The organism is Paraburkholderia sp. SIMBA_030 (genome assembly GCF_046535245.1).
In the GTDB taxonomy this organism is placed as follows: Bacteria; Pseudomonadota; Gammaproteobacteria; order Burkholderiales; family Burkholderiaceae; genus Paraburkholderia.
On record NZ_JAWRXB010000018.1, the window covers coordinates 124955 to 138205 of the forward strand.

The 13251-nt window shown below is 62.6% G+C and carries 14 protein-coding genes and 1 pseudogene; 7 read left to right on the top strand and 8 right to left on the bottom strand.

Features of this window, described 5'->3' with window-relative positions; genetic code table 11:
- Positions 1–3 precede the first annotated feature (3 nt).
- From SB772_RS28050 to SB772_RS28060, 3 genes are all read right to left on the bottom strand, one after another.
- A complete protein-coding gene (locus SB772_RS28050) occupies positions 4–1338 on the bottom strand; it encodes a glutamine synthetase family protein (protein WP_410836430.1) in 1335 nt (444 codons plus the stop codon).
- Positions 1339–1369: 31 nt separating this feature from the next.
- Complete coding sequence (locus SB772_RS28055) at positions 1370–2164, bottom strand: gamma-glutamyl-gamma-aminobutyrate hydrolase family protein (protein ID WP_410836431.1); 795 nt, start codon at positions 2162–2164, stop codon at positions 1370–1372.
- A gap of 330 nt (positions 2165–2494) precedes the next feature.
- Complete coding sequence (locus SB772_RS28060; protein WP_341318900.1) at positions 2495–2716, bottom strand: hypothetical protein; 222 nt, start codon at positions 2714–2716, stop codon at positions 2495–2497.
- Between the two features lie 421 nt (positions 2717–3137).
- On the opposite strand from SB772_RS28060, the gene SB772_RS28065 reads away from it, so the two are divergent.
- The 3 genes from SB772_RS28065 to speB all read left to right on the top strand — a co-directional run bounded on the left by SB772_RS28065 (position 3138) and on the right by speB (position 6387).
- Positions 3138–3689, top strand: a complete 552-nt coding sequence (locus SB772_RS28065) for a cupin domain-containing protein (protein WP_410836432.1) — start codon at positions 3138–3140, stop codon at positions 3687–3689.
- Positions 3690–3794: 105 nt separating this feature from the next.
- Positions 3795–5288 carry an aldehyde dehydrogenase gene (locus SB772_RS28070; RefSeq protein ID WP_410836433.1) on the top strand — a complete coding sequence of 498 codons (1494 nt, stop codon included), beginning with the start codon at positions 3795–3797 and terminating at the stop codon, positions 5286–5288.
- Positions 5289–5424: 136 nt separating this feature from the next.
- Positions 5425–6387: an agmatinase gene (speB, locus tag SB772_RS28075; RefSeq protein ID WP_410836434.1), complete on the top strand. Its 963-nt coding sequence runs from the start codon at positions 5425–5427 to the stop codon at positions 6385–6387.
- 31 nt (positions 6388–6418) lie between these two features.
- Here the strand turns inward: speB and SB772_RS28080 are convergent, their stop codons facing one another.
- Both SB772_RS28080 and SB772_RS28085 read right to left on the bottom strand, forming a co-directional pair.
- Complete coding sequence (locus SB772_RS28080; protein WP_410836435.1) at positions 6419–6841, bottom strand: MFS transporter; 423 nt, start codon at positions 6839–6841, stop codon at positions 6419–6421.
- 438 nt (positions 6842–7279) lie between these two features.
- The gene (locus tag SB772_RS28085; protein ID WP_410836436.1) at positions 7280–7708 is read right to left on the bottom strand and encodes a cupin domain-containing protein; all 429 of its coding nucleotides are present in this window, start codon (positions 7706–7708) and stop codon (positions 7280–7282) included.
- 228 nt (positions 7709–7936) lie between these two features.
- Between SB772_RS28085 and SB772_RS28090 the strand changes: the two genes are divergently transcribed.
- Positions 7937–8542 carry a peroxidase-related enzyme gene (locus SB772_RS28090; RefSeq protein ID WP_410836437.1) on the top strand — a complete coding sequence of 202 codons (606 nt, stop codon included), beginning with the start codon at positions 7937–7939 and terminating at the stop codon, positions 8540–8542.
- Positions 8543–8572: 30 nt separating this feature from the next.
- Here SB772_RS28090 and SB772_RS28095 read toward each other — a convergent pair.
- The 3 genes and pseudogenes from SB772_RS28095 to SB772_RS28105 form a co-directional block, all read right to left on the bottom strand.
- A pseudogene (locus SB772_RS28095) lies at positions 8573–8671 on the bottom strand (NAD(P)-binding domain-containing protein); the annotation flags it as partial.
- Between the two features lie 41 nt (positions 8672–8712).
- A complete protein-coding gene (locus tag SB772_RS28100; protein WP_410836438.1) occupies positions 8713–9963 on the bottom strand; it encodes an MFS transporter in 1251 nt (416 codons plus the stop codon).
- Positions 9964–10091: 128 nt separating this feature from the next.
- Positions 10092–11066: a LysR substrate-binding domain-containing protein gene (locus SB772_RS28105; RefSeq protein WP_410836439.1), complete on the bottom strand. Its 975-nt coding sequence runs from the start codon at positions 11064–11066 to the stop codon at positions 10092–10094.
- Positions 11067–11373: 307 nt separating this feature from the next.
- Between SB772_RS28105 and SB772_RS28110 the strand changes: the two genes are divergently transcribed.
- From SB772_RS28110 to SB772_RS28120, 3 genes are all read left to right on the top strand, one after another.
- Positions 11374–12099, top strand: a complete 726-nt coding sequence (locus SB772_RS28110) for a DUF899 family protein (protein ID WP_410836440.1) — start codon at positions 11374–11376, stop codon at positions 12097–12099.
- 335 nt (positions 12100–12434) lie between these two features.
- Entirely contained in the window at positions 12435–12572 is a 138-nt protein-coding gene (locus SB772_RS28115; RefSeq protein WP_410836441.1) for a hypothetical protein, read from the top strand.
- Positions 12573–12899: 327 nt separating this feature from the next.
- Positions 12900–13178, top strand: coding sequence for an HU family DNA-binding protein (locus SB772_RS28120; protein ID WP_341318912.1), 279 nt, complete (start codon positions 12900–12902; stop codon positions 13176–13178).
- The last annotated feature ends 73 nt before the right edge of the window (positions 13179–13251 follow it).

The following is a 13251-nucleotide window of genomic DNA, read 5'->3' on the forward strand; positions in this document are numbered from 1 at the left end:
GCCTTAGACGTGCAGCAGCAAATGCCGGCGTTCCCACGAACTGATCACGCGGAAGAACGCTTCGTATTCGGTTTCTTTCAATGCGAGGTAGGCTTTGACGAATTTCTCGCCGAGCACTTCGGCGATCGGTTCGCATGCGCCCATCAGCGTCAGGCCCTCTTCGAGATTGCGCGGCAGCTGGTACGGCAGTTCATAACCGTCGCTGAGCAGCGGCTCGGTGGCTTCGAGGTTCTGCGTCATGCCCAGGTAACCGGCGGCCAGCGTCGCGGCGATCGCCAGATACGGATTGCAGTCCACACCCGGAATGCGGTTTTCGATACGGCGCGCGGCCGGCCCCGAATGCGGAATCCGGAAGCCCACCGTGCGGTTGTCGTAACCCCATGCCACGTTGATCGGCGCGGCCATGAAGCGCGACAGGCGGCGATACGAGTTGATGTACGGCGCGAAGATCGGCATCAGCGCGGGCGTGTATTTCTGCAAGCCCGCGATATAGCCGGTAAACAACGAGGTAGGCTTGCCGTCCGAACCGGTGAACAGGTTGTGGCCGGTTTCTACGTCCACGAGGCTCTGGTGCATGTGCATCGCCGAACCCGGTTCGCCTTCCATCGGCTTGGCCATGAAGGTCGCGTACATCTTGTGACGCAGCGCGGCTTCGCGCACCGTGCGCTTGAACAGGAATACGCTGTCGGCGAGTTTCAGCGGGTCGCCGTGCATGAAGTTGATTTCCATCTGCGCGGCGCCGACTTCGTGAATCAGCGTATCGACTTCCAGTTCCTGCACTTCGCAGTATTCATAGATGTCTTCGAACAGCGGATCGAATTCGTTGACCGCTTCGATCGAATACGCCTGGCGTCCGGTTTCCGGACGGCCGGTGCGACCGATCGGCGGTTGCAGCGGCAGGTCCGGGTCCTTGTTCATGTCGACCAGGTAGAACTCCAGTTCGGGCGCGATCACGGGCTTCCAGCCCTTGGCCTTATAGAGTTCGAGCACGCGGCGCAGCACACGGCGCGGCGAGATCGCAACGGGCGTGCCGTCGAAGTGCACGCAATCGTGGATCACCTGGGCGGTCGGGTCGACGGCCCACGGAATCATGCGGATGGTGCTTGCGTCGGGAACGCAGACCATGTCCGGGTCGGTGACGCCGGTGAGCGTGCCGTCTTCCGGATAGTCCCCTGTGACGGTCTGGATCATCACCGCCTGCGGCAAGCGCATGGATTCGCCCGATTCGAACTTGCTGCGCGGGATGATCTTGCCGCGTGCGATTCCGGCCATATCCGGAATGATTGCTTCGATCTCGGTGACGCGGTTCTTCTTCAGAAAATCGTCGATGTCATGCATGATTGTTCTCTCTGTTTAGTGCGCAACCGGCTCAGGCATGCGTGGCGGCGGCGGATGCCGCGCCATAGCCGGCCCTGATGCGCATTCGATCGCGGCAGGCGTCGCCGAACGCACGAAAGATCGCGGTGGACAGCGCGTCGTTCGCGTGCTTCCACTCCGGGTGCCACTGCACACCCAGGGCGAAGGCGCGCGCGTCGTTCACGCTCACCGCTTCGATCAATCCGTCCGGCGCGGTGGCCTCGGCCACGAGGCCCACGCCTAGCCGCTCGACGCCCTGACCGTGCAATGAATTCACACGCGCTTCATCCACCCCGCCTGCAAGACGCTGCAACAAGCCGCCTTGCGTCAGCGTGAGCGAATGCGACGGTGCGTATTGCACGTCGAGGTCGTCTTCCTTGTTCTCGCGGTGGTCGTTGAGGCCCTCCACCGCGTGAACGCTTTGATGCAATGTTCCGCCGAACACCACGTTCATTTCCTGGAAGCCGCGGCATACCGCCAGCACCGGCACACCGGCCTCGATCGCCGCGCGCAGCAGCGGCAGCGTCGTCGCGTCGCGGGCGGCGTCGTGCAGCGTGCCCGGCGCGCTGGGGTGGCCGCCATAGCGATGCGGCTCGACATTCGAATAGCTGCCGGTAAACAGCAGTCCATCGACGGTAGCCAGCACATCCGCGGTGGACTGACGCTCGCCGAGCGCCGGCAACAACATCGCCAGTGCCTGTGAGCCGTCGACGATCGCCGCGATGTACTTCTCGCCGACCACATGCGACGGGTGGACTCCCATCATCGTTCTGTCGGCGCTGATGCCGACTAGAGGTTTGGTTCGCATAACGAATAGACGTGTGTGTGTCCCACAAGGGGACTTCCTTCGGGGCGTTCCCCGCGGGACGCGGCATGAACAACGTTAAACCCTGCGCGGCACGGTTCCGCAGCCGGGCGTAAGGCGCCAGGCCGCCGGGTAGTGCGGGCGGTCGTCAACGAAACGCGCCGCGCGTGGCAATCAGATAGGCTGTTCGATTCGATCCGCTGCGGTGCGCAACCAATCTGGATCCGCATGAAGCGCGCGGGCGGCAGACGGCACCGCACACGCACGAACGCCAGGCTCAATAGAGCGCGCTCACGCAAATGGACGAATCGAACGGCGAAAAGGAGGGAGGCGCTACGGCAGCAGCGAGGCGACTTCGTCCGTGCGCACAGCAATGAAGGCGCGCGCGGAGATGGAGTTGTGGCGTCGAACTGAACGGCGGGACAGGATCGTGAAGACGGACAGAAAGCGGCGGAACGCAAGGCTGCCGTTGCTGCCGTCGGCGATGGCGCCGTCAGCGCGAAGACATCTCGCCTGACTACGATTCCATCTCACCAAAGGGCCTCGGACTCTCACGATTACACTCGACTAACGACGTTGAAAGTATTGAACGGCTTGCTCGAAAAACGCACAGGCGTTTAAAGAAACATGACGCTGGCTCAGTCGCCGGAAACCTTGGCGAAGCGGATTTGCCGCGTCGAAAACAACTTTTCATGTTTTTTGACGCCGGTATGACGACTGCCTGAGAACCATCGTATACGAGCCAATAATGCCGTCAAATCATTTTTATAAAAGACTTATAAGGGCTTTCCCGGGGGGGCGTGGCCGAAATCCCAGCCGATGGGAACGTTCGTTGCGCAATTCATATTTCGGAATGCTTTCAGGGTTTTCCCCAAAGGCGCAACGATTAAAGTGATTAGAATATTCAACACTCGCGCACAGCGCATTGTTCTGGTCCACGCGTCCCGACCGCCTTCATATGTCAGAGAATTCAGCGATGTCTATAGAAGTAGCCACCCGCCTGCAGTACATCCGCAAGAAGAATGGTCTGTCGCAGCGTGAACTGGCCAAGCGGGCGGGGGTGACCAACGGCACGATCTCGTTGATCGAGCAGAACCGCGTGAGCCCGTCGGTCGGCTCGCTGAAGAAACTGCTCGAATGCATACCGATGAGTCTCGCCGAGTTCTTTACCTTCGAAGTCGAAGCGGAGCGCTCGGTGGTGTCGCGGCGCGCGGACATGCCGAACCTCGGCAATGAATCGATCGAGTTCTATCTGGCGGGCTCGAGCGTGAAAGACCGCAACATGGGCATTCTGCGCGAGGTCTACCAGCCCCTGTCGGATACGGGGCCGGAAATGCTGGAACACGCGGGGCACGAGGGCGGCGTGGTGGTCAGCGGGCAGATCGAATTGACCGTGGACGGCACCACGTGGCTGCTCGATCCCGGCGACAGCTACTACTTCGAAAGCCGTTTACCGCATCGTTTTCGCAATCCCAGCGCGGAGCATCTCTGCGAGATCGTATCGGCCAATTCGCCGCCAACGTTCTAGAGACTCCGCGCCAACGCGCTGCGACGCAGTTCAATGCCGCATGCAGTCGATGCTGCATGAAGTCGATGCCGAGATGCGTCGAGCGCACAACATTGAGGTATCCTGATGGACAAGAAAAATCTCGCCTTCTGGCAAGACAAGGCCGCTGCGCTTTCAATCGAAGGCCGTGCGTTTATCGACGGCGAGTATCGCGCGGCCGACGGCGGCCGCACGTTCGACTGCCTGAGCCCGATCGACGGCAAACTGCTGGCCAGGGTCGCCGATAGCGGCGCGGCCGATGTCGACGCCGCCGTGGCGGCCGCCCGCCGCGCATTCGATTCGGGCGTATGGTCCGGCCTGAATCCACGCCAGCGCAAGGCGATCCTGCTGCGCTGGGCGGCGTCGATCCGTGAACATCTCGACGAACTGTCGCTGCTGGAAACGTTGGACGCAGGCAAGCCGATCGCCGATACGACCACGGTGGACGTGCCGGGCGCGGCTTATTGCGTGGAATGGTTCGCCGAGGCGATCGACAAGGTCGGCGGCGAGGTGGCGCCCGCCGATCATCATTTGGTGGGGCTCGTCACGCGCGAGCCGATCGGCGTGGTCGCCGCAGTGGTGCCGTGGAATTTCCCGATTCTGATGGCGTCGTGGAAATTCGGTCCGGCACTAGCCGCGGGCAACAGCGTGGTGCTCAAGCCTTCGGAGAAATCGCCGCTCACCGCGATCCGCCTCGCGCAACTCGCTTTGGACGCAGGTATTCCCGCTGGCGTGTTCAACGTCGTGCCGGGCGCGGGCGAGCCGGGCAAGCTGCTGGCGCTGCATCAGGACGTGGATTGTCTCGCCTTCACCGGCTCGACCAACGTCGGCAAGCTGATCATGCAGTACGCCGGACAATCGAACCTGAAGCGCGTGTGGCTCGAACTCGGCGGCAAGTCGCCGAACATCGTGATGCCGGATTGCCCCGACCTCGACCGCGCGGCGAATGCGGCGGCCGGCGCGATCTTCTACAACATGGGCGAAATGTGCACGGCGGGTTCGCGCCTGCTCGTGCATCAAGACATCAAGGACGTGTTCCTCGACAAGCTGATCGCGGCAGCCCGCAGCTACACGCCGGGCAATCCGCTGGATCCGCAAACCTCGATGGGCGCGATTGTCGATAACGTGCAACTCGAGCGCGTGCTGGGCTACATCGAAGCGGGCCGCGCCGAAGCGAAGCTGCTGCTCGGCGGCGCACGCGTGAAACAGGAAACCGGCGGCTTCTATATCGAGCCGACCATCTTCGAGATCCCGGCGTCCGGCGCGAAGGTCGCACGCGAGGAAATCTTCGGGCCGGTGTTGTCGGTGATTACATTCGATACGGTCGAGGAAGCGATCAGGATTGCCAATGACAGCGAGTATGGTCTCGCCGCCGCGGTCTGGACCTCGAACCTGAGCACCGCGCACGAGGTGTCGCGCAAGCTGCGCGCGGGCACGGTCTGGGTCAATTGCTACGACGAAGGCGGGGACATGAATTTCCCGTTCGGCGGCTACAAGCAATCGGGCAACGGCCGCGACAAGTCGTTGCACGCGTTGGAGAAGTACACCGAGCTGAAGTCCACGCTGGTGCGGCTGCGCTAAAGGGTTCGCAAGCCAGCGCGGCGGCGTGCGGGAAAGGCGCCGCCGCGTTCCCAATGAATCCGAAGCCGGACGACGCATGCATCACCTGGAAGCCCCGCGTGCGGCGCCGGCATGTTTATCAGGTATCAGGTCATCCATGACTGAACTCGTTTACGGCGACGGCGCGATCCGCCGTTCGTCGCTCTATGGCTCGTCGATCGAAAACACCTATGCGGGTGTGTTGTCGTTCATGCGCCGCAAGTACACCCGCGAACTCGACGGCGTCGACGTCGTGGTCTCCGGCGTGCCGCTCGATCTGGCCACTACGTTCCGCTCGGGCGCGCGTCTCGGCCCGGCAGCGGTGCGTGCGGCCAGCGTGCAGTTGTCGGAGTTGCATCCCTATCCGTGGGGCTTCAATCCGTTCGAAGATCTCGCCGTGACCGATTACGGCGATTGCTGGTTCGATGCGCACAATCCCATGACGATCAAGGCGTCGATCGTCGACCATGCGCGCACGATCCTGCGCTCGGACGCGAAGATGCTGACGCTCGGTGGCGATCACTACATCACTTATCCGTTGCTGATCGCGCATGCGGAGAAGTACGGCACGCCGCTCTCGCTGATTCATTTCGACGCCCATTGCGATACCTGGGCCGACGACAGTCCGGACAGCCTGAATCACGGTTCGATGTTCTACAAGGCGGTGAAGGATGGCTTGATCGATCCGAAGACCTCGGTGCAGATCGGCATTCGCACGTGGAACGACGACTTCATGGGCATCAATATCCTCGACGCCGCGTGGGTCCACGAACATGGCGCGCGAGCGGCGGTGGAGCGGATCACGTCGATCGTCGGCGCGCGGCCGGCGTATCTGACCTTCGATATCGATTGCCTCGATCCGGCGTTCGCGCCGGGCACGGGCACGCCGGTGGCGGGCGGTTTGTCGTCGGCGCAGGGGCTCGCGATCGTGCGCGGGCTGGGGGCGTTGAATCTGGTGGGCGCGGATGTGGTCGAGGTGGCGCCCTCGTATGACCAGAGCGAGATCACCGCGATCGCCGCCGCGCATATCGCGTGCGATCTGCTGTGTCTTTGGCGGCAGCGGAAGGTTGCTGCGCGCTAGGCACGCTCTATCGGTTTGATGCAGAACCGGCTCAGCCCATCGACCGCGATCGATCGGGCTGACGCCGGCCTTCGCGCAAGCCGGGCGTGTAGGCGGCGAGAGCGCCGCTCATGATCGCCAGTTGCCACAACAGCATGTCGCTGCCCCGTGCTTTCATCGCGAAGCCCGCGACGAGCGGCCCCACGATCGAGCTCGCGGTGAAGGTGAGCGACACCAGCCGCATATTGCGTGTGAGCGCGGCTTTGTCGCTGCATGCCGCCGCGTACATGCCGAGCGTAATGAATGAACTGTTCATGCCGCCGAGCAGCAGCGCGCTTGCCGCGGCGAGCCACGACGCGGGCGCCGCAACCGCGAAACCGCAGATCGCCAGCGTGCTGAGCGCCGCGCAGACGATCACGGCGACCGCCAGACCCGCGCGATCGGCGAGCCAGCCGACCGGAAGTTGCAATGCCATCCCGCCGACACGCTCTTTTTTCGCCCCCCTTGGGCTGGAGCCGTCGTCAATCAGAAAAGGCTGAATCTATTTGAAGTGTTGCGTCCGCGGCGACATTGACGAATCTTTACATTCCGGGTGTCCGGGTTCAGCTCCGTTACGGAGTCTTTAATGTTGAGCGGACTGGCGAGTGTTCTGTTACGGCTTGCCGCACTTCGGGCCGCGGCACCGTCATCAGGTGAATGGGTCCCGCTTCTGCTTCGCGCAGCCGCGATGGGCTCTTACGGAATCGGCTTTGTGCTCTATGCGCTTGCGCTTCGCAAAGCCAGTTTGTTTCCGTTGGTAGCTCCTGCCTCTCTGGCGGGTCAGGCCGTCTATGTACAGCAGGCGCCGACTCCCGCAGACAAGTCCGCTGCGGCAAAGGCCAACGCCTTAGGCACAGCAATCGCGCCTCAACGCTTATACGTCAACGGCCGGATCATCGGCCGGATCATACGGCACCACCCGCTCATGTTCGTCAGGATGATTTCTCGCGACAATAGCTCTAGCAGCCGTGGTCTCATTCAGATTAAAGGGCTGATGCGGTACGCCAGGCGGAATGAACAGGAAGTCGCCCGCATCGGTAAAGACCGATTCGCGCAGGCCCGGGCCAAAGCGGGTTTCGATACGACCCTCGAGCACGTAAGTCGCGGTTTCATAGTCGGCGTGCAGATGCGGCTCGGCGTGCCCGCCCGGCGGGACTACGACCATGTACATCGACAAACCTGTTGCACCGGCCGTCCTCGCAGAAATGCCGACGAAGTACGGCAACCGCTGACTCGTCGCCATTTCCCGGTCAGGGTGCACCTTGATGACGGGCGCTCGCGCGTCGTGTGAAACGTCTGACATATTCGCTCCTGCTCATTCCGGACAAGGCGCCGTCGCTCTGATGCGCTGTGTTCAAGCGCTCATGAGTTGAAAGTCTAGGCGATGCACGCGCACATATCAGGTTTGGTCGGCGAGCGCGAAGGGCCGCCCGGTTATTGCACTCAGCGGCCCTCAGTGCGCGCAGTCGTCCCTGCCGGCAGCACGATTGCTACAATCGTCGTGCACTTACCTATACAAAGGAGACACGCCATGGCAAACCTTCAGCCGATCAGCAGCTACCCTGTGCCGGAGCCCGGCGAATGGCCAGAGGACATCAAGGCCCGCATCCTCGAAGTGCAGGAGAAAGCCGGTTTTGTCCCGAACGTGTTCTTGACGCTGGCGCATCGCCCTGACGAATTCCGCGCGTTTTTTGCCTATCACGACGCGCTGATGCTCAAGGAAGGGGGACTCACCAAAGGCGAGCGCGAAATGATCGTCGTCGCCACGAGCGCGGTGAATGATTGCCTGTACTGCGTGGTCGCGCACGGCGCAATTCTGCGCATTTACGAAAAGGCGGCGCTGCTCGCGGATCAGGTGGCCGTTAATCATCGCAAGGCCGATATCACCGCGCGGCAGAAGGCCATGCTCGATTTCGCGCTGAAGGTCTGCCGCGAGTCCGGCACGGTCGGCGATGCAGACTTTCAGACGCTGCGCGAGCACGGCTTTTCCGACGAAGACATCTGGGATATCGCGGCGATCACCGCGTTCTTCGGCCTGTCGAACCGGATGGCAAACGTCATCTCCATGCGTCCGAACGACGAGTTCTATCTGATGGGACGCGTGCCGAAAGCATCCGCCGACGCCACGAAAAAATAGCGGCGCCGCCTTCGCCGCGGAGCGGTTTCATACCAGCAGCGGCGTGCCGGCTCGTACCAGATTCAGTGCCATCGGTTCGCCCATCGAGCCGAGCCCGATGAAGCCGATCGGTGTGACTGCTTGATTCATCAATCATCCCCTGGTCGGATTCGTCGTTCGCACAATGGCGCTTATGCGCGTGCCGGCTCGGACGGAAGGGCCGGCGTGTGCACGGTGGCGTCGTCGATCGGGAAGTGCAGCATCGCCGCGACGAGTCCGGCCACGACCGTGGCCTCCCACAGCAGCGAATACGAGCCGGTCAGATCGAACACCAGACCGCCTAGCCACGCGCCAAGAAACGAGCCGATCTGATGGCTCAGAAAGCAGACGCCGAACAGGCTCCCCAGGTGACGCGTGCCGAACACCTTCGCCACGAGTCCGCTCGTCAACGGCACGGTCCCGAGCCACGTCAAACCCATGACGGCCGCAAAAATCACTACCGAAGCGGATGTTTTCGGCAGCAGAAAGAACGCGCCGATCGTCGCGCTTCGGATCAGGTAAAGCCATCCGAGCACGTGATGCTGGCGGAAACGTCCACCCAGCCATCCGCATCCCCAGCTACCCGCCATGTTGAACAGACCGATCAGCGCGAGCGCCGTTGCACCCAGCCCGATCGGCATATGGCAGAGCGACAGATACTCCGGCAAATGCGTGGCGATGAAGGCAAGCTGAAATCCGCAAGTGAAAAAACCGAGCGTCAGAAGCCGGTATCCGCGATGCCGGCAGGCCTGAGCCAGTACCTTGCGCAGCGGCATGGCGGGCGGCTCCTGCCCCGGCATACCGTTGCTCGCGCGGCGGTCGAGCACCATGCCGAGCGGCGCGACCACCAGCATCAGGAACGCCAGCACGAAGAGCGAAGTGGACACGCCGGAACTGAGTCGAACGCTTTGCACGAGCGGAACCATCAAGACCTGGCCGGCCGAGCCGCCGGCACTGACGAGACCCATCGCCATGCTGCGTTTTTCCGGCGACGCGATGCGGCCGACCGCCGGCAACACCACGCCGAAAGTCGTGCAACTGATGCCGATGCCGACCAGCAGGCCCATGCCGACAATCAGCATCGCGCCCGACGGCGCCACCGCCGCGAGCCCCAGTCCGGCAGCGAAGGTGGTCGCGCCGAACGCGACGACCGGCGCCGAACCATAGCGGTCCGCAGCGGCGCCGGCGAACGGTTGGGTGAAACCCCAAACCAGATTGTGCAGCGCGATCGCAAAGGCGATCAGTGTGACCGGCAGGCCGCGGTCGAATGAGAACGGCCCGATGAAGAGCCCAAAGGTCTGCCGGATGCCCATCGCGGCGCTCAAAATCAGCGCGCCGGCGACGATCACTAGCGTCGTCTGGTTGAAGGCGGGGGTGAAGCGTCTGCTACTTGTGGTGGACATGGTTCTGATCTCCTTCGACACCATGGTCGCAGCGAGCGTCAGAAGCGGCAAAAGAAAAGTTTTTGACGACAGGTGAGCGGTGCTCACCTGTCCTGGTCGAGCGGACTGAGTCGCCTGAGTCGGCTGAGTCAACTGTTGGCGCTGTCCAGCCCGGCAGCGGCGACGGCAGGCGAATCGTCGAAGTGCTCGGCCTCCGTGAGCAGCCACCGTTTGAAGTCGAAGAGTTCCGGGCGACGATCCACACTCTCCGAACTCACCAGCCAATAGGCGGTGGTGGAAGGGATCGTCTGTGGACTGGCTTCGACCAGGGCGTGGTTGGCGAGATCGCGGTCGACCAGCGGCCGTCTGCCGAGCGCGACCCCCAATCCCATCGCCGCGGCTTCGAAAGCCAATTGGATCGTGTCGACGCGCAAGCCATCGGACAGATCGATTCCGTTCGTGCCGGCCGAGCTTGTCGTATCGGTGGCGCCAGTGGTGCCGGTGGCGTCGAACCAGGCCTGCCAGTCTTCGCTCGCCGCGTTCACATGAATGAGCGTCGCGCGGCGCAGATCGAGGTTGCCCTGTTCGTCGAGCAGGCTCTCGCGGTAAGCGGGGCTGCACACCGGCACCAGCCGCTCGCCGAACAGCCGGGTCCACGCAGTGCCCGCGACCGGAGCCCGGCTCATGCGGATGGCGAAATCAAAACCGTCGACGGGAAAGCCCACCTGGCGATGCGACGTATCGACGGTGACGTTCGCATTCGGCCAGCGCGCCCGAAAGCTCTGCAAGCGCGGCAGCAGCCAGCGCGACGCCAACGTCGGCGCGCAACTCAGCGCAATTGTGCGATTCGCCCGGTTATTCGGCAGACGCTGCGTGCCGATGGCGATCAGCGAAAACGCTTCGGAAACGTAAGACAGGTAGTCGCCTCCTGCCGGCGTGAGCGACAGTCCGCGCGGCTCGCGCACGAACAGCTCGACGCCGAGCGCCTGCTCGAGTCCGACGATTCCGTGACTGATGGCGCTGGGCGTCACGTTCAATTCCGCCGCGGCGAGCTTGAAGCTCTGATGCCGCCCGGCTGCCTCGAAGAAGCGAAGCGCGGGCAGGGGTGGAAGACGAAGCGGCATGGCACATTCCCAAGGGCGGCGCGGCGGGCGCCGTGACGGTGTGATAGCGCGCCAGTGCGCGCGTGTTTTGCAGCAAAGCATACCTTGCAATCAGGTGCCGGTTCTCGTCCGCGTTGGGCATGGACACTGCCGTGCCGGGTTTGCGTTCCGCCGCGGCCACGATAATTTCGCCGAGGTTGTCGATTTGCCGTCGCGCTGTTCGTCGTCGCTACAGGGGAGTGAAAATGTGGGGGAGCGACAACGCACTTGCCGATCGCTCGGCCGCACATCGCGCCTTTTATCCTTTTTCTGCAAGAGGAGATCGCTGATGACTGACCCAAACGCATCCGCACAATCGCTGAAGCCGGCCAGGCTGCTGGCCGAATTGCCCCGCCGGTTTCCCGGGGAGAGCGCCGAATATCGCCGCGCGCGCAACGACCTGCTGGCCGAGGAAATCGAGTTGCGGCGCCACATCGAGCGAGTGGCCGCGCAGCGCCGTGCGTTGCCGCCCGGCGGCGTCGTGCCGCAAGATTACTGTTTCGAGGGCGAAGAGGGCACGGTGACACTATCGGAAATGTTCGGCCCACACGATACCCTCGTTACCTACAACTGGATGTTCGGTCCGAAGCGCACACGGCCCTGTCCGATGTGCACCTCGTTGCTGAGCGCTTACGACGGCGAAATGCCCGACATCCTGCAACGCGTGGCATTTGCGGTGATCGGCCGCTCGCCGATCGAAAAACTGGTCGCGTTCAAAAAGGAGCGAGGGTGGCGGCATCTGCGCTTGTATTCGTCGGGTGGCAACAGCTTCAACCGCGACTACGCCGCCGAGGATCCCGATGGCGACGACAACCCCGCTTTCAACGTTTTCACTCGCTCGGGTGGCACGGTGCGGCACTTCTGGGCCGAAGAGATGGGACCGTCGACAGCGGACCCCGGCCAGGACCCGCGGGGCGCGCCCGACCCGATGCCGATATGGACGGTGCTCGACATGACGCCCGGCGGCCGCGACAGCAACTGGTATCCGAAACTGGAGTACGGCAGCGCGCCGTGACGCGCTTTGCAGCGCCGGGCTAACCGGGCCTCGGTATGCGGTCGCGTCCGGCGCGCGCGGCCATCGCTTCGCACACCGCGTCGCAGGCGCGAGAAGAGAGGGGAATTTTGAAGATGCCAAGGATAACTGAGCGATGAAATTGAAGCGGTTTCCGGCTAACCGAACCCTTCGCAACCTTGCGACGTTCGCGCTGCACACGCAGCTTCATGTATCGGTGACCAAGGGTATCACCTTGAGTTCGTTCGACCGGATTTGAACGCGTTTTGAACAGGCGGTAAATACGCCCTGCGGGTTATCCATAACGAGCCATTTCTGCCGCCGGACGCGCCGGGGGCGTGGCTGAATTTGCCGTTCCGGCCCGCGTGGCGCACGCGGTGTCGTCGGTCGCCGCGAACGTGCAAAACGACTCGGCGACCAAAGCCGATGTTGCAATATGGCGAAAAATCATCGTTTTTTTACTCATCGATCTTTAATTTCCGCACGCGGCGCCAACGGCGAATGCCAAATATTGGCGAGCCACCGTAACATAGGCGGGAAAGCCCGCCAGCATTGGCTTGCCCACGCTAAAGCACTGAAATTGCAACGGATTGTGATGCGCGGCGGCGCTTTGTAAGGCGGCCAGAAATCGTAAGCTCGCGATTTTTATGGCGCTTTGCGACAAAAAAACGTCAAATTGGCGCTGGGCGCCTGATACAAGGCTTACACCCAAGGTTTGCGCGAATATGCGCCTATGCGTTAGTGTGTCGGTCCCGGCGCAACAGATGTGGCGCCGGTTCCATGATTACCATACGGGAAGTGCTATGAACAAACAGGAACTGATTGATGCAGTCGCCGCAGCGACGGGCGAAAGCAAAGCGGCCACCGGCCAAACCATCGACGCGATCGTCGACGCGGTAACCGCAGCAGTGGTGGGCGGCGAGACGGTGCAACTGGTCGGTTTCGGTTCTTTCTCGACTGGCGCACGCGCTGCACGCGTGGGCCGCAATCCGTCGACGGGTGCCGAGATCCAGATCGCCGCAGCCAAGACGGTGAAGTTCACCGCCGGCAAGGCGTTCAAGGAAGCCGTCAACGCGTCGTAATGCAACGCGCCTCGCGTCGGTGCATCGGCGCCCGCCGCTTGAAACGCGCGGCGAACGATGCATCGGGCGTGAG

What these genes read in the sequence shown, in the direction of transcription:
- SB772_RS28050 (WP_410836430.1), bottom strand. Translation starts at nt 1,338, where the DNA reads ATGCATGACATCGACGATTTTCTGAAGAAGAACCGCGTCACCGAGATC.
- SB772_RS28055 (WP_410836431.1), bottom strand. Translation starts at nt 2,164, where the DNA reads ATGCGAACCAAACCTCTAGTCGGCATCAGCGCCGACAGAACGATGATG.
- SB772_RS28065 (WP_410836432.1), top strand. Translation starts at nt 3,138, where the DNA reads ATGTCTATAGAAGTAGCCACCCGCCTGCAGTACATCCGCAAGAAGAAT.
- SB772_RS28070 (WP_410836433.1), top strand. Translation starts at nt 3,795, where the DNA reads ATGGACAAGAAAAATCTCGCCTTCTGGCAAGACAAGGCCGCTGCGCTT.
- speB (WP_410836434.1), top strand. Translation starts at nt 5,425, where the DNA reads ATGACTGAACTCGTTTACGGCGACGGCGCGATCCGCCGTTCGTCGCTC.
- SB772_RS28080 (WP_410836435.1), bottom strand. Translation starts at nt 6,841, where the DNA reads ATGGCATTGCAACTTCCGGTCGGCTGGCTCGCCGATCGCGCGGGTCTG.
- SB772_RS28085 (WP_410836436.1), bottom strand. Translation starts at nt 7,708, where the DNA reads ATGTCAGACGTTTCACACGACGCGCGAGCGCCCGTCATCAAGGTGCAC.
- SB772_RS28090 (WP_410836437.1), top strand. Translation starts at nt 7,937, where the DNA reads ATGGCAAACCTTCAGCCGATCAGCAGCTACCCTGTGCCGGAGCCCGGC.
- SB772_RS28100 (WP_410836438.1), bottom strand. Translation starts at nt 9,963, where the DNA reads ATGTCCACCACAAGTAGCAGACGCTTCACCCCCGCCTTCAACCAGACG.
- SB772_RS28105 (WP_410836439.1), bottom strand. Translation starts at nt 11,066, where the DNA reads ATGCCGCTTCGTCTTCCACCCCTGCCCGCGCTTCGCTTCTTCGAGGCA.
- SB772_RS28110 (WP_410836440.1), top strand. Translation starts at nt 11,374, where the DNA reads ATGACTGACCCAAACGCATCCGCACAATCGCTGAAGCCGGCCAGGCTG.
- SB772_RS28120 (WP_341318912.1), top strand. Translation starts at nt 12,900, where the DNA reads ATGAACAAACAGGAACTGATTGATGCAGTCGCCGCAGCGACGGGCGAA.